Source organism: Fumia xinanensis (genome assembly GCF_014384905.1).
GTDB classification, from domain to species: Bacteria; Bacillota; Clostridia; order Oscillospirales; family Ruminococcaceae; genus Fumia; species Fumia xinanensis.
The window spans coordinates 662,128-682,179 of the sequence record NZ_JACRSV010000001.1; the positions used below are offsets into that span (position 1 = coordinate 662,128).

At 50.5% G+C, this 20,052-nt stretch carries 12 protein-coding genes and 1 other annotated feature; of the genes, 11 read left to right on the forward strand and 1 reads right to left on the reverse strand.

Annotation, left to right across the window (positions count from 1 at the left end; all coding sequences use genetic code 11):
* Nucleotides 1-281: 281 nt before the first annotated feature.
* The 7 genes from H8710_RS03175 (at nucleotide 282) to trpA (ending at nucleotide 9,145) form a co-directional block, all read left to right on the forward strand.
* The gene (locus H8710_RS03175) at nucleotides 282-2,069 is read left to right on the forward strand and encodes an ABC-F family ATP-binding cassette domain-containing protein (protein ID WP_249293957.1); all 1,788 of its coding nucleotides are present in this window, start codon (nucleotides 282-284) and stop codon (nucleotides 2,067-2,069) included.
* A gap of 120 nt (nucleotides 2,070-2,189) precedes the next feature.
* Nucleotides 2,190-2,469: a binding site (T-box leader), on the forward strand.
* A gap of 97 nt (nucleotides 2,470-2,566) precedes the next feature.
* Nucleotides 2,567-4,036, forward strand: a complete 1,470-nt coding sequence (trpE, locus tag H8710_RS03180; protein WP_249293958.1) for an anthranilate synthase component I — start codon at nucleotides 2,567-2,569, stop codon at nucleotides 4,034-4,036.
* A 26-nt stretch (nucleotides 4,037-4,062) separates the two neighbouring features.
* A complete protein-coding gene (locus H8710_RS03185; RefSeq protein WP_249293959.1) occupies nucleotides 4,063-5,715 on the forward strand; it encodes a bifunctional anthranilate synthase component II/anthranilate phosphoribosyltransferase in 1,653 nt (550 codons plus the stop codon).
* Between the two features lie 14 nt (nucleotides 5,716-5,729).
* Nucleotides 5,730-6,509, forward strand: coding sequence for an indole-3-glycerol phosphate synthase TrpC (gene trpC, locus H8710_RS03190; protein ID WP_249293960.1), 780 nt, complete (start codon nucleotides 5,730-5,732; stop codon nucleotides 6,507-6,509).
* 12 nt (nucleotides 6,510-6,521) lie between these two features.
* Nucleotides 6,522-7,151, forward strand: a complete 630-nt coding sequence (locus H8710_RS03195) for a phosphoribosylanthranilate isomerase (RefSeq protein ID WP_249293961.1) — start codon at nucleotides 6,522-6,524, stop codon at nucleotides 7,149-7,151.
* A 25-nt stretch (nucleotides 7,152-7,176) separates the two neighbouring features.
* Nucleotides 7,177-8,364, forward strand: a complete 1,188-nt coding sequence (trpB, locus tag H8710_RS03200; RefSeq protein WP_249293962.1) for a tryptophan synthase subunit beta — start codon at nucleotides 7,177-7,179, stop codon at nucleotides 8,362-8,364.
* Entirely contained in the window at nucleotides 8,357-9,145 is a 789-nt protein-coding gene (trpA, locus tag H8710_RS03205) for a tryptophan synthase subunit alpha (RefSeq protein WP_249293963.1), read from the forward strand. Before trpB ends, trpA begins: the two co-directional genes overlap by 8 nt.
* A 589-nt stretch (nucleotides 9,146-9,734) precedes the next feature.
* Here the strand turns inward: trpA and H8710_RS03210 are convergent.
* On the reverse strand, nucleotides 9,735-10,280 hold the full coding sequence (locus tag H8710_RS03210) for a stage V sporulation T C-terminal domain-containing protein (protein ID WP_249293964.1): 546 nt from the start codon (nucleotides 10,278-10,280) through the stop codon (nucleotides 9,735-9,737).
* Nucleotides 10,281-10,604: 324 nt separating this feature from the next.
* Between H8710_RS03210 and H8710_RS03215 the strand changes: the two genes are divergently transcribed.
* From H8710_RS03215 to H8710_RS03230, 4 genes are all read left to right on the forward strand, one after another.
* The gene (locus H8710_RS03215; protein WP_249293965.1) at nucleotides 10,605-12,107 is read left to right on the forward strand and encodes an IMP dehydrogenase; all 1,503 of its coding nucleotides are present in this window, start codon (nucleotides 10,605-10,607) and stop codon (nucleotides 12,105-12,107) included.
* Between the two features lie 191 nt (nucleotides 12,108-12,298).
* A complete protein-coding gene (locus tag H8710_RS03220) occupies nucleotides 12,299-13,405 on the forward strand; it encodes an SGNH/GDSL hydrolase family protein (RefSeq protein WP_249293966.1) in 1,107 nt (368 codons plus the stop codon).
* Between the two features lie 285 nt (nucleotides 13,406-13,690).
* On the forward strand, nucleotides 13,691-13,876 hold the full coding sequence (locus H8710_RS03225) for a hypothetical protein (RefSeq protein WP_249293967.1): 186 nt from the start codon (nucleotides 13,691-13,693) through the stop codon (nucleotides 13,874-13,876).
* Between the two features lie 585 nt (nucleotides 13,877-14,461).
* Entirely contained in the window at nucleotides 14,462-19,522 is a 5,061-nt protein-coding gene (locus H8710_RS03230; protein ID WP_249293968.1) for a DUF4855 domain-containing protein, read from the forward strand.
* Nucleotides 19,523-20,052: the final 530 nt, after the last annotated feature.

Here is a 20,052-nt window from a genome sequence, read left to right on the forward strand (position 1 = left end):
CTGAACATGATTCAAACCATGTTTTAGGTATATCTGCAGCGATGCTACACCTACAATGCTATCTCCTGATCTCCTATACATCTGAGAGAAAGATCTCCAATCCTCTCAAAAACAAAACCGGCTGATTATTATCGGTCGGTTTTGTTCTGATGTTAATCCCCAAAATGATGCAAAGAGGCGCTCTCGCGCTAATCATGTGTCTCCGAACTGGACATTTTTTTGGAAACGCGGTACAATATAAAGAACAGATTTTTGCTGTAATTTTATTTGGAGGAACCAAAATGCTGGTATTATCTTCGGAACATGTCGGAAAAAGCTATACCGATAAGGCGCTTTTGGAGGATGTGTCCCTTATTATAGATGAAAAGGACAAAGTGGGACTCATCGGTGTCAACGGGACAGGAAAGTCAACTCTTCTAAAAATTTTGGCGGGATTTGAGGAGCCAGATACGGGAATGGTGAATCGTCCCGGAGGTATCACCGTGGGCTATCTTCCCCAAAATCCAGTTTTTGGTCAAGGGGTCACTGTGCTGGAACAGGTTTTTCTGGGCCTGAGCGCCCAGGATCGGGAAGCAAAGGAGTTTGAGGCGAAAGCCATTCTCACAAAGCTGGGGCTTTATGACTTTGGCAAAGAAGTGAACCTTCTCTCCGGCGGTCAGAAAAAAAGAGCGGCTATGGCCAGTGCCCTCGTCCATCCCTGTGACCTGCTCATTCTCGACGAGCCTACAAACCATCTGGACAACGAGATGATTTCCTGGCTGGAAGGATATCTGAAAAAGTTTAAGGGCGCTTTGCTGATGGTGACCCATGACCGGTATTTTTTAGACCGGGTGACAAACCGCATCGTCGAAATCGACAGGGGGCGACTCTACAGTTACCAGGCCAACTATTCAGGCTATCTGGAACTGAAGGCCCAGAGAGAGGAAATGGCGGCAGGCAGCGAGCGCAAGCGGCAGGCCCTCATCAAAAAGGAGCTTGAATGGATCCATCAGGGGCCGAAGGCCAGAGGTACCAAGAGCCAATACCGCATTGACCGGCTGAAAGACATGCAGGCCGGGGCAGGCCCTTCTGAGACGGGAAGCCTCCAAATGGCATCCATATCCAGTCGTTTGGGGCGAAAGACCATTGAACTGAAGGAAATATCCAAGGGGTTTGGGGAGAAGACCCTTATCAGCGGGCTGAACCTGATGGTACACCGAAATGCCCGCATCGGTGTTGTTGGTAAAAATGGCAGCGGTAAGTCCACTTTCCTGAAAATCGTCAGCGGGCGGCTTATCCCGGACGACGGGGAGATCATTGTAGGCGAGACGGTCAAGATGGGGTATTTTTCCCAGGAGTGCGAGGAAATGGACCCGCAGATGAAGGTCATCGACTACATCCGGGAACACGGCGAGTCGGTGGACACCCCGGAAGGAAAGTTGACCGCCTCACAATTGCTGGAGACCTTTTTATTCCCTTCCGACTTGCAGTACAATCAAATCGGCAGGCTGTCCGGCGGCGAACGGAGACGGCTTTTTTTGTTGCGCATCCTTATCGAAGCGCCGAATGTCCTGCTACTGGATGAACCTACAAACGATTTGGACATCCAGACGCTGACCATTCTCGAAAACTATCTCGACTCCTTTGAAGGTGCGGTCATCGCCGTATCTCACGACCGGTATTTTCTCGACAAGGTGGCGGATTCCCTGCTGGAATTTGACGGTGAGGGGCGGGTGAGCGCTTACTTGGGCGGGTACACTGAGTATCTGGAGGCAAAGGCGCTGGAAGCACCCAAAGAAGCTGTCGTCAAAGGGAAAAAAGAAAAAACGCGGAAGGTAGCGCCTCCCCAAAAGCTCAAATTCACCTTTAAGGAACAGCGGGAATACGATGGAATCGAAAACGTTATCGCATCCCTTGAAGAAAAAATTGCGGAAACGTCTCGGGCCATCGAGGAAAACGCCAGCGATTTTGAAAAGCTCCAGGAGCTAGTAGGGGAAAAGGAACAGCTGGAGCGGGATTTGGAGGAAAAGACGGAACGGTGGCTGTATCTCACAGAACTTGCCGAGAAAATCGAGAACCAGAAGAAATAAGCGCGTTTGTCGAGGAAGTTAGATTAGGAAATTTTTCTATAAAAGTTTTCTAAAACCCCTTGACAAACCTAAACGGCAGGAGTATAATTTGAAACAATTTAGGGAACTAAATCAATAAAACAAAATCCTGTGAACAAAAGCAAGTAACTTGCATGACGGTGTTTCAGAGAGCCGGCGGTTGGTGTGAATCCGGCACATACGATGTGAGCGAATGGATTTGTGAGGAGCAGGGTGAAACGGATTTTCCGCTGTAGCCTGTGACGTAATTCCTGCGTTAAAGGATAGGGTATTGATGCGAAGCTGCGTACCTGAAGTCATGTGATTCGCTGCGTACCTGAAATGAGGAGAATGTTCATTATTCTCGAAATTGGGTGGCACCACGAGGTCTATCGTCCCATGTGTAGGGATGATGGGCTTTTTTTGTTGCTCAAATGTATCTAGGCAGATCCAATTCTATTAGAATAACCCAAAAAATATACGAAAAGGAGATCATAACGATGCTGTATCCAACCATTGATGACGTTCAGAGCCTGCTTCACGACTATCCGGTCGTGCCTGTTTTCTATGAGGCCCTGGCCGACACCTTTACACCCATCCACATCTTCGACGCCCTCCAGCAGGGCGAAGGAACCTGTTTTATCCTGGAAAGCGTGGACAACCGCAGTCAATGGGGCAGATACTCCTTCATCGGCGTTCGTCCCAAATTAGAGCTGCGGATTGAGCAGGGCGCCGCAGTCAAAATCACCGAAGACGGAGAGGAGTGCACATCTTTCACTGATTTGGCGGGTTTTCTGTCCAATGTGATGAAAGACTATCAGTCGCCGACCTTCCCCAATAAGCCGAAAATGACCGGCGGACTCGTCGGCTACTTCTCCTACGACACCGTTCGGTACATGGAGCCCACCCTCACGAAGGTGCCGGAGGACGATTTGAAGCTCCCCGACTGCAACCTGTTTTTATACGATGAAATTGTTGCCTTCGACCACTTGAGCAGCAAAACGGTGGTAATTATGAACATCCGCAGGGGCGGGGATGTGAAAGAGCAGTACGAACAGTGCGAATTGAGAGCAAAGGCGCTGGTTTTAAAAATCAAGAATTACCGGCCGGGGCCGGCGAAAAAATCCCAAAAGCCCGCCATGACGGTTCGCTCCAATTTTACCAAGGAGCAGTACATGAAGATGGTGGAGGAGGCGAAAAAACACATCGTTGCCGGGGATATTTTCCAGATCGTGCCCTCCCAGCGGTTCGAAATTGAAAACCCGCCGGACGCATTTTCGGTTTATCGGCAGCTTCGATCGTCGAATCCTTCCCCCTACCTTTATTATTTTAAGTGCAAGGGGTACGAAATTGCAGGGGCTTCCCCTGAGATGCTCGTCAACGTCACAAAGGGCATCGTCACCACAAAACCCATCGCCGGGACCATTCCCCGGGGGCTCACCGAAGAGGCGGACCGGCAAAATGAACAAACCCTTCTCCACGACCCCAAGGAGCGGGCGGAGCACACCATGCTGGTAGATTTGGGACGCAACGACGTGGGGAAGGTTTCAAAGTTCGGCACCGTGGAAGTGACGAACTTCATGCAGGTGGAACGATACTCCAAGGTGATGCACTTGGTCAGCGATGTAAAGGGCATCCTCAGGGAGGACAAAACGGCGGTGGACGCCTTATTGGCGGCCTTGCCGGCGGGGACCTTGTCCGGTGCGCCCAAGGTGCGGGCCATGGAGCTCATCGACGCCCTCGAAAACAAAAAGCGCTGCCTCTATGGCGGCACCATCGGCTATCTGGGCTTTGACGGCAACATCGACACCTGCATCGCCATCCGGACGGCACTTTACCGCAATGGCAGGGCCTACGTCCAGGCAGGGGGCGGCGTGGTGGCGGATTCCGACCCTCAAAAGGAATACGAGGAAACAAGAAACAAGGCAAACGCCGTTTTGCGCGCCATGGAAGAGGCCGACGCGGAATGAGGGCGGCCCGGAAAGGATGATTTCAGATGATTTTACTATTAGATAACTACGATTCCTTCACTTATAACCTTTACCAGGCCATCGGCCCCCTTTGCCCGGATATACAGGTGGTGCGAAACGACAAAATCACCATCGACGAGATGGAAAAGATGGGCTTGCAGGCTTTAATCGTCTCCCCCGGCCCCGGATACCCTAGCTCGGCGGGCATTTCCGAAGAGGCCATCCGGCATTTCAGCGGCAAAATCCCCATTTTAGGCATCTGCCTGGGCCATCAGGCAATTGGGGAGGCTTTTGGCGGCAAGGTGGTGCCCGCCATCCAGCTGATGCACGGTAAGGCCAGCAGCATAACGCTGCTCAAACGTGACCCCATTTTGGCGGGGCTGCCGGAAAGTATCGAAGTGGCCCGGTACCACTCTCTCATCATCCAGCGGGAGAGCCTGCCCGATACCTTGGAAATCCTCGCCGAAGACGAAGTGGGGCAGATCATGGCGGTGAAGCACAAAGAGCACCTGACCTATGGGCTCCAGTTCCATCCGGAGTCCATCCTGACGGGATGCGGCGGACGGATGCTGGAAAACTTCTTAAACCTGGTGCCTAACCTTTCGGTAACGCCGCTGAATACTCCTCAGAGTGAAATCCCGCCCGCCCAGCGAAACGCCCTGAAACCCTACATTTTCAAGGCCATTGAAGGGGAGAATTTGACCCGGGAAGAGGCCTTTGACGCCATGACCTGCATCATGAGCGGCGGAGCCACCAACGCTCAGATCGGCTCCTTTCTCACTGCTTTGCGGATGAAGGGGGAGACTACCGAGGAAATCACCGGCTTCGCCCAGGTCATGCGGAAAAAGGGCAAAAACGTGAAGCACGACTTCCCGGTCATCGACATCGTGGGCACCGGCGGTGACTTGGCGAACACCTTCAACATCTCCACCACCTCGTCCTTTGTCATCGCGGGGGCGGGAACGGCGGTAGCAAAACACGGCAACCGCAGTGTCTCCAGCAAAAGCGGCGCCGCCGATGTGCTGGAAGCCCTGGGCTTCACTCTGAGCCTTTCGCCGGACGAGGCGGCCCAGTGCCTCAGAGAATGCGGTATTTCCTTCTTATTCGCTCCGGCTTTTCACGGTTCCATGAAGTTCGCCGCCATGCCCCGAAAAGAAATCGGGGTTCGCAGCGTCTTTAATATCCTGGGTCCGCTGGCCAATCCGGCGGCCAGCGACTACATCCTTTTAGGCGTGTACGACGAGGCGCTTATGGAGCCCATGGCACAGGTGCTGATGAATCTGGGCGTCAAGGGGGCCATGCTGGTCCACGGGGAGGATGGACTGGACGAAATATCCATCTCCGGCCCCACTAAGGTCTGTGAAATCCGGGAAGGGAAACTTATCAAGTATGCCATCCGGCCGTCAGAGTTCGGGGTGCTGGAAGGGAAACTTGACGAGATCGTCGGCGGGACAGCAGAGGAAAACGCACGCATCACCGTGGACATTCTCAGCGGAAAAGAGCGGGGCCCGAGACGGGGGATCGTTTTGATGAATGCCGGATGCGCCCTCTACACGGCGGGGGCCGCCTCCTCAATCGGAGAGGGCATCGAGATGGCGAAAAAATCTATCGACAGCGGCGCAGCTCTTGAGAAGCTGAACGCCCTGAAAGACAAGACGAACGCTCTGGCCAAGGAATAGAAAGGGACGAAAACGTGATACTGGACGAAATTGTAGAAAAACGTCATCAGCAGCTCACTCGGGAAAAGCAGAAAATATCATGCGAAGAGATGCAGAAGCTCGCACTAGAAGCAAAAAGGCCAGTGCTGGATTTTTACGGGGCACTCAAAATGGAGGGGCTTTCGGTGATCGCCGAGGTAAAGAAGGCCTCTCCCTCCAAAGGGGTCATCCGGGAGGATTTCTGTCCCGCCGAGTTCGCCAAAGCCTATGAAAAAGGCGGAGCGGCGGCCATATCCTGCCTAACAGAGGAGTTTTACTTTCAGGGGGGGAGCGAATATCTCAAGGAAGTCCGCAAGGCGACGCGCCTTCCGATTCTCCGGAAGGATTTCATCATCGACCCATACCAGATTTACGAGGCGCGGGTCATTGGGGCGGACGCCGTCCTGCTGATCGCGGCGCTTTTGGACACTGAAACGCTGGTGAGCTTTATGAGCATTGCAAAAAGCCTGGGGCTTCACTGCCTTACCGAGGTGCACAACGAAGTGGAACTTCAGTCGGCGATAAAAGCGGGGGCTAACATCATTGGTATCAACAACCGGGACCTGGCAACCTTTCGGGTTTCGCTGGATACGACGAAAAATCTGGTGGGGCGGCTTCCAAAAAGTGTCGTCAAAGTCAGCGAAAGCGGCATCGGGAGCCGGGAGGACATGAAGACGGTGCGACAGCATGGCGCCGACGCGGTGCTCATCGGGGAAACGCTGATGAAAAGCCGAGACATGGCGGCGAAACTGCGGCAGCTGCGGGGACTTTCGTAAAGGAGGGGCGTTATGCCGGTTCAGGTGAAGATTTGCGGCATCCGCAGGGAAGCAGACATTCATTTCCTCAACGAATTCCTCCCACATTACGCGGGCTTCGTCTTTGCGGAGAGCAAACGGCGGGTGACGGCGCGGGAGGCGGCAGAGCTGATCCAGAAGCTCGACTCTCGGGTGAAGCCGGTGGGGGTGTTCGTCAACGCCCCGCCGGAGGAAGTGGCACAGACTGCCGATTTCTGCGGGCTTTTGGCGGTACAGCTCCACGGGGACGAGGACGGGACGTACATCCGGCGCTTGCGTACGCTGCTGCCGGCGGGAACCGCCATCTGGAAGGCGGTTCGTGTCCGGGAGGAGGGTGACATCGTCCAGGCGGATTCGACAGATGTTGACATCCTGCTCCTGGACAGTTATACTGAAAAAGTCTATGGCGGCACGGGAAAATCTTTCAACTGGAACATAGTGGCGGAGCATCCGCCGAAAAATACATTTTTCGTGGCCGGGGGGCTTACGCCGCTGAATATCATAGAAGCCATACGGACGATGCACCCTTTCGGAATCGACATTTCCGGCGGGGTGGAAGGCCCGGACGGCTGCAAAGACAGAAATAAAATCGCCGCCTTGTTTGCGGCAGTTCCGCTTGGATAGCGGATGAAGAAGGGAATGGGAAATCATGAGCAAGATTGGAAGATTTGGGGATTTCGGTGGGCAATACGTCCCCGAGACCGTCATGCGGGCGGTGAACGAATTAAACGAAGCCTATGATCATTATAAAAACGATCCGCAGTTTATTGAAGAACTGAACGCTCTCTATCGGGATTACGCGGGGCGGCCGTCCATGCTCTATTATGCGGAGAAGATGACAAAGGATTTGGGCGGGGCAAAAATCTACATTAAAAGGGAAGATTTAAACCATACCGGCTCCCATAAAATCAACAACGTCTTAGGGCAGATGCTTTTGGCCAAAAAGATGGGCAAAAAGCGGATTATCGCCGAGACGGGAGCAGGCCAGCACGGCGTGGCAACAGCTACGGTGGCGGCGCTGTTTGGGCTGGAGTGTGAAATCTATATGGGGGCCACCGACGTGGAGCGCCAATCCTTAAACGTCTACCGGATGGAGCTTTTGGGGGCGAAGGTCAACTCCGTCGAGAGCGGCACCAAAACCCTCAAGGACGCGGTCAACGAGGCCTTCCGCGACTGGGTGACCAACATCGAAAACACCTACTACCTCATCGGATCGGTCATGGGGCCTCATCCTTATCCCACTATGGTCCGGGATTTCCAGAAAATCATCGGCATTGAGGCAAAACAGCAGTTAATGGAGGCTGAAGGACGGCTTCCCGACTGCGTCGTGGCCTGCGTGGGCGGCGGAAGCAACGCCATGGGCGCATTCTACGACTTCATCCCCGACGAAAGCGTCCGCCTGGTCGGCGCGGAAGCAGCGGGCAGGGGGGTGGACACCGCCCTCCACGCGGCGACGCTCACAAAAGGCACCCCCGGCATCTTCCACGGCATGAAATCCCTCTTTCTGCAAAACGACGAGGGCCAGATCGACGAGGTGTATTCCATTTCGGCGGGGCTTGACTATCCCGGCATCGGGCCGGAGCACGCCGACCTGCACCAGAAGGGCCGGGCGGATTACGTCGCCATCACTGACGAAGAGGCGGTCTGCGCCTTCGAGTACCTCAGTAGAGTCGAGGGCATCATTCCAGCCATCGAATCGGCCCATGCCGTAGCGGCGGCGCGGAAAATCGCCCCGCAGATGGGCAGGGACGAAATCATGCTCATCAATCTGTCGGGACGGGGAGACAAGGACGTTTATCAGGTAGCGCGGTACAGGGGGGTACAAATCCATGAATAGAATCGACCGGAAATTTAAAGAGCTCAAACAGGAGGGCAGAAAAGCCCTCATCACCTTTGTGACGGCGGGAGACCCGAACCTGGACGCTACGATAGACCTGGTGCTGGCTATGGAAAAGGGCGGTGCCGACATGGTGGAGCTGGGCGTGCCCTTCTCCGACCCGGTTGCCGAGGGGCCGGTGATCCAGGAGGCGAGCCTGCGCTCTCTGCAAAACGGCACGACCCTTAAAAAAATCTTCGAGATGGTCCGCAAGCTGCGCCAGAAAACCGACATGCCGCTTCTGCTCATGATGTACGTGAACACCATCTTCCGCTTCGGCACCGAGCGGTTTTTCGGCCTCTGCGTCGAGTGCGGCATCGATGGAGTCATCGTCCCAGACCTGCCTTTTGAGGAGCGGGACGAAATCAAGGGATTTGCCGACGCCGCGGGGGTCTATTCCATCAGCCTCGTGGCCCCCACTTCCCATGAGCGCATCAAGATGATCGCCAGTGAGGCCAAGGGCTTTCTCTACTGTGTGTCCTCCACCGGCGTCACCGGGGTGCGGGACCGGTTTTCCACCGACTTCCAGGAGTTTTTCGACGCCATCGAGCGGTATACGGCGGCCCCGGCGGCGGTGGGGTTCGGCATCGCCAGCCCCGAGCAGGCCAAGGTGATGAAGCAGTACTGCGAGGGTGTCATTGTGGGCAGCGCCATCGTCGAGCGGGTGGCCGAGCACGGAGTGGAAGCGGCGGCCCCAGTGGAAGAGTTTGTGGCTTCTTTGCGGAAGGCGCTGGACGAGTAATAACATTAGATAGGAAACAAAAAACAGGAACCGGCCCGGTTCCTGTTTTTCTTTGATGTCATTTACTCGGAATGCTGTGATTCTACCAGCATTTTCAGATTTTTTACTTCTTTCCAAAGTTCATAACAAAAATCGATGACGTCTTTCATCGTCACGGGTTCCACGATTTTTTCCAGAGCCTGAAGCTGTTCGGCAGTAACCGGCTTTTCCGGCGTACTGAGTCCTTCTGCTAATTTTTGCAGAGACCAACCCTTTTTTCACGTAAGTATTTAAGCTTATCTCCGTCAAATAAAATATCCGTCATTTCATCCCTCCTTTCCGTATCATCAGTCGACTGTGTTACCAATATAGCATAGTTTTGTATGCTATATTTTCTAGATTAGAAAGAATTTTCCAAAATAGAAAGTAAGAAACATTTTATTCTTTTGGAAATTGTAGTTACCGTCCTCTCTCTTCTATATATTAAATTATAATACGAAACGCAGTAAAAAATGGACAAACATTGTATAGCATTGCTACACAAATTAATGACGCAAATCACCCCCGCGCCGTGATTTTCCACAGCGCGGGGGTGATTCTTTTCTCTATGCTATTCTTCCATCTGTTTGCCCAAAAAGGCTGCCGCCGCCTGGACCAGCTTCACTTGCACGTCAGTGGCGTAGGCATCGTCGCCGTTGCCGGAAATGAGAAGGATGCTTCCCGCCACGTCACCGCTGGCGATGATGGGGGAGCAGGCCACCGCGTAGCGGGAAACCCCTTCCACCGCCTTAACTTTCGGGCCGTCGGGGCCGGTGCAGGCTACCGATTTCCGGCTGTCGGCCAGTTCCTCCAAAGCGGGGGTCACCCGGCGCTCCAACAGTTCCTTTTTCGGGATGCCGGAGACAGCGATTACGTGATCCCGGTCGCAGACAATGGCGGGAAGGCCCGCCAGCTTGTGGAGCACCTCGGCGTACTGCCCGGCGAAACCTGCGATTTCACCGATGGGGGAGTATTTTTTGAAGATGACCTCACCTTCGGAGTTCGTGTATATCTCAAGGGGGTCGCCCTCACGGATCCGCATAGTGCGGCGGATTTCTTTGGGGATGACGACACGTCCTAAATCGTCGATGCGTCTGACAATTCCAGTAGCTTTCATTCTATCTTTCCTCCATAACAGATTATTTTGATATCGTTTTCCAGACTCTTTCAGAGAATTTGGCAAAACGGAATTTTTGCGGAAAACAGTTCAGCAATATTATCTGTATTATGGAAATTTTTATACAACGGTTCTTAAAAATTTTGCTTCGATTTGGAAATCATGCCAGAAACGCCTAAAATAAAAAAATTTGTCTTACTGATATGGACATTTCCGTTAATTTGGTGTAAAATAGATAAAATTATACGTGTTCCGTATCATGATGAAAGAATTTGTTGTTTATATTGTCGGCAGAGCCCTACTACCAGAAAGGAATGATAAGAAATGGCGTTTATCTTTGAAGAGCCTTCCCGTACCTTTGGCGAATATTTGCTGGTTCCCGGTTATTCTTCCGCAGAGTGCATTCCCTCGAATGTGAGTCTCCGGACGCCGGTGGTGAAGTTTAAAAAAGGCGAGGAATCTCCGGTCATGCTGAACATTCCGTTGGTTTCGGCCATCATGCAGTCGGTTTCCGACGACAACATGGCTATCGCCCTGGCCAAAGAGGGCGGCATGTCCTTTATTTATGGTTCCCAATCGGTGGAAAGCGAAGCCCAGATGGTTATGCGGGTCAAAAATTACAAGGCCGGCTTTGTCATCAGCGACTCTAACGTCAAGCCCGACGACACTTTGCAGACCATCCTGGATTTGAAAGAGCGAAACGGACATTCCACTGTGGCTGTAACCGAGGATGGCACTGCTAACGGCAAACTTTTGGGCATCGTCACCAGCCGGGACTACCGAGTCAGCCGGATGGAGCTCAATGAAAAGGTTCGGGATTTCATGACCCCCTTTGAAAAGCTCATCTGCGCGCCGGAAAATACCTCTCTCAAAGAGGCGAACGACATCATTTGGGAGCACAAGTTAAACTCCCTGCCCCTTATCGATGACAAACAAAACCTCAAATACTTGGTTTTCCGCAAGGACTACTCGACTCATAAAGAAAACGCCAACGAGCTGCTGGACGGTTCCAAGCGGTACATGGTTGGCGCAGGTATCAACACTCGGGACTACGCAGAACGGGTTCCCGCTTTGGTAGAGGCCGGTGCGGACGTGCTTTGCATCGACTCTTCTGAGGGCTTTTCCGAATGGCAGAAGCGCACCATCGCCTATATTCGTGAAAACTACGGCGATACAGTCAAGGTGGGCGCCGGAAACGTGGTAGATCGGGAGGGATTTCTGTTCTTGGCGGAAGCTGGGGCGGATTTCGTCAAAGTAGGCATCGGCGGCGGCTCCATTTGCATTACACGGGAACAGAAGGGGATTGGACGCGGACAGGCCACTGCTCTCATCGACGTCTGCAAGGCTCGGGACGAGTATTTTGAAAAGACCGGCGTGTACGTTCCTGTCTGCTCCGACGGCGGCATCGTCCACGATTACCATATGACCCTGGCCTTGGCTATGGGTGCTGATTTCATCATGCTGGGCCGGTATTTCTCCCGGTTTGATGAAAGTCCCACCAACAAGGTTAACATCAACGGCAGCTACATGAAGGAATACTGGGGCGAGGGTTCCAACCGGGCCCGCAACTGGCAGCGCTATGATTTGGGCGGCGCATCCAAGCTCTCCTTCGAGGAAGGTGTCGACTCCTATGTGCCCTACGCCGGTTCACTGAAGGACAACGTGACTCAGTCTCTTGCTAAAGTGCGTTCCACCATGTGCAACTGCGGCGTGCTGAGCATACCGGAGCTTCAGAAAAACGCCAAGCTGACGCTGGTTTCTTCCACTTCCATTGTAGAAGGCGGCGCTCACGACGTGGTGCTCAAGGACAATAAGACCATCGGTTAATTGGAAATAACGCAAAGCGGAGCGGGAGCTCCGCTTTTTTGCTGTCGAATTTGTATGTCTTGCCGGGAATCTCGTCACTTTTTTGTAGAATTTAACGGGTTGACTCTTCCCTTTAATCCGTGTAATATGGACAGAGAAAAGGCCCGAACCGCATAACGTGTTTTGGGGATAACAGGAAGGAAGAATATAGTATGGGCAACAATAACGTATCGGATATTGACAAAAATTTAAAAGTGGAGTCTACTATCGATAAGAAAGATGTGGTTTTTCTAGACGTTAGGGAAGAACCTTTTCAGGTTTACGGGCTATACGACTATAAAAATGAACCCCAGTTTCTCCGGATGCCCAAAGCGGTTGCCGAGGCTACAAGCGCCGGTGTAAAGGAATTAAATCTCTGTACGGCGGGCGGCCGAGTCCGATTCTCCACCGATTCTGCCTATGTAGCGATAAAAACCGAAATGCCTTCTCTCTGCCTCATGGGACACATGGCGCTGGCTGGTTCTGCCGGATTTGACCTCTATGTGGACGGCGAACTGGGAAGCACTTATTTCCGGACTTTTTTTCCACCTTCCCACGAAGGACAGGGCTATGAAGCCGTTATTGAATTTCCCGACCGAAAAATGCGGCAGCTGACTATCAATTTTCCCTTATACAGCCCTGTAGAAAATCTGTACATCGGTTTGCAGGATTCTGCAACAGTGGGGGAGGGCAGACACTATCGGTTCGATAAACCGGTGCTCTTTTACGGCTCCTCTATCACCCAGGGAGCCTGCGCTTCTCGTCCCGGACTATGCTACCAAGGATACCTGTCCCGCCATTTAGATATCGACTATATTAACTTGGGATTTTCTGGAAATTGCTGCGGTGAGGATGCTGTAGTGGATTACATGACTGACCTGGACATCAGCGTCTTTGTGTGCGACTACGACTACAATGCCCCAAATGCGGAACATCTCGCAAAAACTCACGAAAAGATGTTTTTGAAGTTTCGGGAAAAAAGTCCCGATCTCCCTGTTATCTTTATCACAGCGCCTACTTTTTTGGAAAACGATCCCACCACGAATGGTTTTTCCTTTGACTGGTCGGCTCGCCGCGATGTGATTTACCGCACCTACCGCAACGCTAAAAACCGCGGGGATCAAAATGTCTATTTCATCGACGGATGGAGTTTGTATGATGGACGAGATCGGGACAGCTGCTCGGTGGACGCGACCCACCCAAACGATCTGGGATTTTTCCGCATGGCCCAAACCATAGAACCGGTGCTTCAGACAGCTTTGGAGTCTACTCTAAAATAAATTTTAGAAAGGCCGGTTTACATCCGGCCTTTTTGCCCCGCTAGATTTTTCCAGCTTTCCAGACCAGGGATTTTGCTCATTTCGGCATATAGTATAAGAGGAGAATGAAGGCAGTCACGGGTATTTTGCCCTATATTTTTCTTGTGTTAATGGGCGTTTAGTCGAAAGACACCAACACTTTTAAGGGAACATATGCTGTTATAGCAGTCTTGGGACTCATATGTTGAGATAAAACTACGATGAGAAAGTCAGAGCCTGTGGAGGAAGCGGGCAGAGGAACGGCCTATGAAGGAATGGGGTTTTGAAAAATTTCTAGAAGAATTTACGATCGAAAATATGATGGATGACTTTTCATCAGGCATGCAGGAAAAAATGGTAGCGCTTCTGAGAAAAGCCTATATTAGTGGCTATGACAGTGGGGTTCGCATGACGACTGAACGCCTGAGCAAAAAAGATCATCCAAAACCATAGAATCCGGCAAGACGAGGAGTGTGACTCCTTGCCTTGCCGGATTTTAGTTTTAGGACAGGCTGTGCTCTTTCCAATGAATGTGAAAATCAATATTAGAAAATATTATATAATGGCAGCGATTATTTTATCAGAAAACATAAAATTTTTTTCTCTATAAAAGAGGACATTTTGTTTTGAGTATACAAGCCTTCATTAAAATGACGATAAAACAAAATATTTACTTAAATACTGATTATAACACTAAATTGCTTTATATTATAATTAAATTGTCTTAATATTTTTGCCTTATTTTTTATTTTAAGAGTTATTTAACTGAATAAAGGAATAATCTTTTTTGCCCAAATTTATAGAAATATCACTAAATTGCTCTACAATATAATTTTTTTGCTAAAATAATATTTTTAGTAAGATTGTTGATATATTTTTTAAATAATTTAAATGTAAATAGTAAATAAAAAACCATAAAATAAAATTAAAACACTTTTGGAGGAAAATTCGGAGAATATAATGAAATTATGGTATAGCCAAGGATTGGAGCGGTCCACAGCGTCAGCTGCGGGCAGATACAAGAAAGGAGATTTGGATATGCTAGGCAAAAAGAGAAAAAGGACATTGGCATCTCTGCTTTCCATTGTGTTGGCAATGTCATGTGTGTTGACTGCTATTCCCGTTGGCGCATATGATTCATTAGAGCAGACAAATGTCGAGTCCGCTGTAACATCGGAGGGCTCTTTACCAGAACCTTCTAAGTCATCGGAAGACCCTGAGGAAGAGATTTCCAAACCGGTCGGGGATTCTGATCTGGAAGGATCATTGGAGGACTTCAATGGAGAATCTTCAGAAATGGTCAGCGTAATCACTTCTGATGCTACCCCTATGTCGGAAGATTTTTTAGCCGACGACGAGAGGGTCAATCTCGCCGCGGGGATGAAGTACAGCGGCACCGAACCTTATAAAGAAGGTGCGACGGCTTCTTATCCCGACACCGGCAACAAGGAGCTGACTGACGGCATTTACGGTGCTTCTGATTATAAGGATCCCATGTATGTCGGTTACGCAGGCGGCAACCGGGATATGGAACTGGTTTTCGACTTTGGCTATAACCAGACCTTTGATGAAATTAGACTCTATTACGCTTGTCTGGCTGGAGCTGGCGTTGTTCCTCCCGCAAGAGTAGAAGTGTCCTATTCTTCCGATAAGCTCAACTGGACTCCCTGGGCAGTCGGAGGCCCAGGCGAATACGGCGACACCTCTCACGAATACTCTCTGTCAGGTGAACCCGTTACCGGCCGCTTTGTCAAAATCTATGTGAAGTACGGCCTCTACTGGTTCCTCTTATCTGAAGTAGAGATCATGGGTACTTGGGTTGCCCGTGACCTGAGACAGCCGGTCGTTACTCTTGACCTTCCCGAAAAGGTCAACAAATACGAAGGCGATACCATCAACTTGAAAATGGATTACACCATTGATAAGATGGGCGATGACGTTACCATTGTCTGGAAAAAAGACAATGTGGAACTTCCTCAGTTTCAAGACCAGAAATCGATTAAGATTTCAAATGCTCAGGTTTCAGACAGCGGCGCTTATCAGGCTTTCATCATCAATCGTTTTAACGATGGATTTGAAATTTCCGGTGACAGCTCAGCTTGTCTGGTGACAATCACCGAGTCGGATCTGGGAGGAGACGTTCCAGTTATTGATATCCCGGACAGCGATCCGAATAATCTGGCCTTTAAGAAGACCTATAGCATATCTAATTCGCTGGATGTGGATTATCAGGATGCCGGCCAGCTGACCGATGGACTCTATGGTTCAGTAGAGGACTATCTGGACGGCAGGTGGCTCGGATTCTCCAAGTCCAAAGCCGCAACTGCTGAAGTAACAGTTGATTTGGGAGCCTCCCAGGCTATTCGGCAGGTAGAAGCCACATTCCTGCGAGATGAGGTCGCCGGAGCAGAATGGCCTACTAAAGTAGAAGTGTTTACCTCCGACAACAAGACTAGCTGGAAATCCGCCGGTACATTTGCTGTAAAGGGCGTAACTACTACTGAGACAATGGTTTACAATTTCCAGGAAAAGGTCAACGCAGCCGGCAGATATGTTAAGTTTGTTGCAACTCCCGGAAGCAAAGATATTACACTCATAGACGAGGTAAGAGTTCTGAAAACAAGCAATATCCCCGATAAGGGCGAAGAAGAACCGTCTAAGCCGGTTGATATGAGTAATGACCTGGCTTACGGCAAGTCCTATACATATAGCCGTGAACCCAACAGCGGTTATCCCGATACTGGGAACAAAGAATTGACCGACGGTATCCATGCGCCGGGCAAACAATTTAGCAAAGAGCCGGAATGGGTTGGTTTCCTGGCGCTTCCCAACGGAGCAGGCACCGAACGGGAAGATATCGCCGTTACCCTTGATTTGGGACGGGTTGAGTCCTTTGAAGGGGTAAGCATCGAATACTGCTATGACGGCGGAGCCAGCATCCTGTTGCCCGACGCTGTCAAAGTGGAAATTTCTTCCGACGGCACTGAATGGCAGACTGTCGTAGAAGGCACCGGCAAAGATATTTCCGGCGGTGGCATGCTCAAGAGCTTTGTCTACTCCGACAGGGAGGGTATGACTGCCCGCTATGTGAAGTTTACCACTACTCCCACCACCCGCGGATGGCTGTTCATGGATGAAATCGAGGTATTGAAAACCGTCGATGTCAAAGTGGACCCGTACAATATCGTCCGGGATAAAGGTTATACGATCTCGAGACTTCCCGACAACGGTGAAGACGGCGTTTTAACCGACGGCCGTTACGGCGTGACTGCCACTGCTCATGACCCCAACTGGGTCGGCTTCCTGCGGTCCAAGAACGCATCCTATAACCACGTTGAAATGGTCTTCAATTTGCAGGGAATGCACTCGATCTCCAATATCACTCTTTACAGCCGGGAAGATGCGGCTTTGAAGCTGACCACCCCAAAAAATCTGAAATTCTATGTTTCCAATGACGGAAAAGATTGGGCCACTCTGAAAACCTTTAATAAGGGAATCTCTACTTTTGGTATCGAAGATAATACAGCGATGACTTGGGATTGTGAGAATCCTAACGATGCATTTATATCTACTAGTCCAGAATATACCCAGCCTTATACTGCCTATGTCAAAGTGGCTTTTGACGTTCCTGCCGAGCAGGGCGTTTACACCTATGTTGACGAAATCAAAGTCATAGGCGTCAATGTCAAGACGGCGAATGCCGGCCCCTGTTTGGGTGACGGTATCGATCCCTACAATCTGGCATTCAGCAAACCTTACACCTTGAGTCCCGATGAGCCTGTTAACGCCAATCCCGATGACGGCACCAAGCTGACAGACGGTAACAAAGGCGCTTACGACTTTTCTGATCCCGCCTGGGTCCAGTTTGTGCAGGCTAAACCTCTCAGCGGCAAACAGGTAGACCGCTGGCCCTTCAAGACCATCGTTGTCGATCTGGAAGAAACCTGTTCTATCAGCAAGATCGTCATGTCCATGTGCAGCGGCGCCGGCGACGGCGGTAAAAAGACTCCCTGGTCCATCTACATGCACGCATCTATGGATGGGGAAAACTGGATGCCTTTGTACACCATCAATAACATCTCTGATTCCAGAGGCCTCCATCATTACGGCTGGCAGGATCCTGATGAAACCAGCGGTAAGTCCCAAAATCTCACCGGTGTTGAGGACGGCGTGTTCCAGGCCAGATATGTCCGCGTGGATATCGAGCTGAAGAGCAGCCAAATGGTTGACGAAATTGAGATTTACGGCGTAAAAGGCGTTACTGACGAATCCAGACCTCTCACCAACCTGACCAAGCTGGAAAATGGCCGGGATTACATGATCGCTTCCGATGAAACCACTAACGGTGTACGGGACATGGTTCTCTGTTACAACGGCTGGTATGGCTATCAGAGCGACAGTAACTCCTACAGAGGCGATTGGACACCTGAAAAGTATCGTCCCTACCTAACCTATGTAGATTCCGAAGGAAAGGTCATTGACAAAATGTTCGATACTGTTTGCCTACTGGGATTAAGATCCCGTTACGGCAAAGTTTACTCCAATGTGTGGGGCAATGAAGAAAAAGCAGGTCCCGCAGACTGGGAATGGTATCTCGACAAGACCTTTAAAGAAGGCGGCGACGTCGACAATCTGAACAAAGCGGCAAAACGGGCTTCTGAAGAGTTGGGTGATCCCAACTACAAAATCCAGTTGGTCGTCATGTTCCCTAGTATCGACGAGTTGATAACCAATTTTGGCAGCCTGGATGGCAGCAAAAATCTGAACTTCTCAGAAGCGGCAGACCGGGAATATGCCACTGATTGGTGGATTGATCGGGTCTTTACCGAGATGCTAAGCGGAAAATATGAATACATTGATTTTAAGGGTATGTATGAGCTGAACGAACAGCTCGACTTCAGAGAGAGCGTGAGATATGCCTCTGAAAAGACCCATTCCTACGGCGATTATTATTACTATTGGATTCCCCACTATCGCTCCAGCGGTTATATGTGGGGCAAAGATTACGGCATTGACTGTACCGCATTCCAGCCCAACCACTTCTTTGAACAGCCTGAGGACGAAATGGACTTTGGCGCCGGTGGAACCAAACAGGTTGAAACCGCCTTGAAGATTGCGGCTTATTCCAATATCGGTTTGGAAATGGAATTTGACGACAACCTGTTTACTCGTCCCAGTTGGTACAACTTAGGCCTCGATTATCTAAACGCAGTGGTAAAACTGGGCGCAGACGGTGACAAATGCTATCGTAACTGGTATGAAGGCGGCGGAACTTTGGGTAAAGTAGCTGCTTCTAAAGACCCGGTAATGAGAGAATTTTATGACAACTGCTATCAATTGATGCACGGCACTTATGTGCCGCGGGAATACATCACTGAATATCCCAGCGGCAGCGACCCTAAGAGAGCCGGATTTAATATGGATGTATTCTACGGCCCTGGTTTTGAAGACAACGGCACTTCTTCCGGCGGTTCCACGGCAGGCGGCTCCATCGGGGGCGGCGGAAGCACAACCCCATCGAAACCCGACGTGGATAAACCTGACACTCCTTCAGACGAGGAGTACACCTGGGAAGAAGTGGATGGTTCCTTCAAGCTGAAAGGCGCGGACGGCGAGTACGTCACCGGTTGGGCCAAAATAGGCGGTAAATGGTATTACCTGAATACTGACGGCGTCCGTGAGACAGGCTGGCAGAAAATTGACAATAAGTGGTATTATCTCAACGCTGACGGCGTGATGAAAACAGGCTGGCTCAAACTGGGCGACACCTGGTACTTCTTGAACGCAGGCGGCGTCATGCAGACCGGCTGGCTTTACAATGGCGGCAGCTGGTATTACCTGAAGGCAAGCGGCGCTATGGTCACGGGTTGGGTACAGGTTGGAAACAGATGGTACTACCTGAATGCAGGCGGCGTGATGAAAACAGGCTGGCTTCAGCAGGGAAGTACTTGGTACTATCTCAAAGCTAACGGTACAATGGCTACCGGCTGGAACTGGGTAGACAGCAAATGCTACTATTTCGGCGCCAGCGGCAAAATGGCTGCCAACACCACTGTAGGCGGATACAAGCTAGACGCCAGCGGCGCTTGGGTGAAATAGAAAAAGAACTTACTTTATGGCAAATCATTTGTTATTCCGTTAGCAGCTACAGTAGGTTTTGATCTGTAGGCTGCTGTCCAAAATACGCTAACTTCTCCTCTATCTCCCATAGAATGGAGAGCGATCTATCTCCATCGCTCTCAAGAGAGCAAACCGGCTGGTAAATGACCAGCCGGTTTTGTTCTTGTAGAACCATTCTGCAAGTTTAGCTTAAGTATAAAGGATGACGCTGCGCATAGCACAGAAGGATATGGAAGTCTTTTATTAAAAAATAGCTGATGCAGTTATATGAGTTATATACTATAGATGATATTCAAAATACCCTAGTATAACATGGGTGAGGGGTTTGAAAAAATTTTAATGGTTGTGTAAACATAAACTAAAAAACTACAAGATGCGTTTTTGAAAAAACGCGTCTTTATTACTGCCATTACGCCTTTTTTATCTCTGTCGTAGAAGATATGAAAGATCAAAATGCCGATATGTTTGAAAAATTGTGGAAAATAAGGCAAAAAGAGGAAAAAATAGTG

Coding starts and splice junctions, on each gene's coding strand:
- H8710_RS03175 (WP_249293957.1), top strand. CDS start 282: ATGCTGGTATTATCTTCGGAACATGTCGGAAAAAGCTATACCGATAAG.
- trpE (WP_249293958.1), top strand. CDS start 2,567: ATGCTGTATCCAACCATTGATGACGTTCAGAGCCTGCTTCACGACTAT.
- H8710_RS03185 (WP_249293959.1), top strand. CDS start 4,063: ATGATTTTACTATTAGATAACTACGATTCCTTCACTTATAACCTTTAC.
- H8710_RS03195 (WP_249293961.1), top strand. CDS start 6,522: ATGCCGGTTCAGGTGAAGATTTGCGGCATCCGCAGGGAAGCAGACATT.
- trpB (WP_249293962.1), top strand. CDS start 7,177: ATGAGCAAGATTGGAAGATTTGGGGATTTCGGTGGGCAATACGTCCCC.
- trpA (WP_249293963.1), top strand. CDS start 8,357: ATGAATAGAATCGACCGGAAATTTAAAGAGCTCAAACAGGAGGGCAGA.
- H8710_RS03210 (WP_249293964.1), bottom strand. CDS start 10,280: ATGAAAGCTACTGGAATTGTCAGACGCATCGACGATTTAGGACGTGTC.
- H8710_RS03215 (WP_249293965.1), top strand. CDS start 10,605: ATGGCGTTTATCTTTGAAGAGCCTTCCCGTACCTTTGGCGAATATTTG.
- H8710_RS03220 (WP_249293966.1), top strand. CDS start 12,299: ATGGGCAACAATAACGTATCGGATATTGACAAAAATTTAAAAGTGGAG.
- H8710_RS03225 (WP_249293967.1), top strand. CDS start 13,691: ATGAAGGAATGGGGTTTTGAAAAATTTCTAGAAGAATTTACGATCGAA.
- H8710_RS03230 (WP_249293968.1), top strand. CDS start 14,462: ATGCTAGGCAAAAAGAGAAAAAGGACATTGGCATCTCTGCTTTCCATT.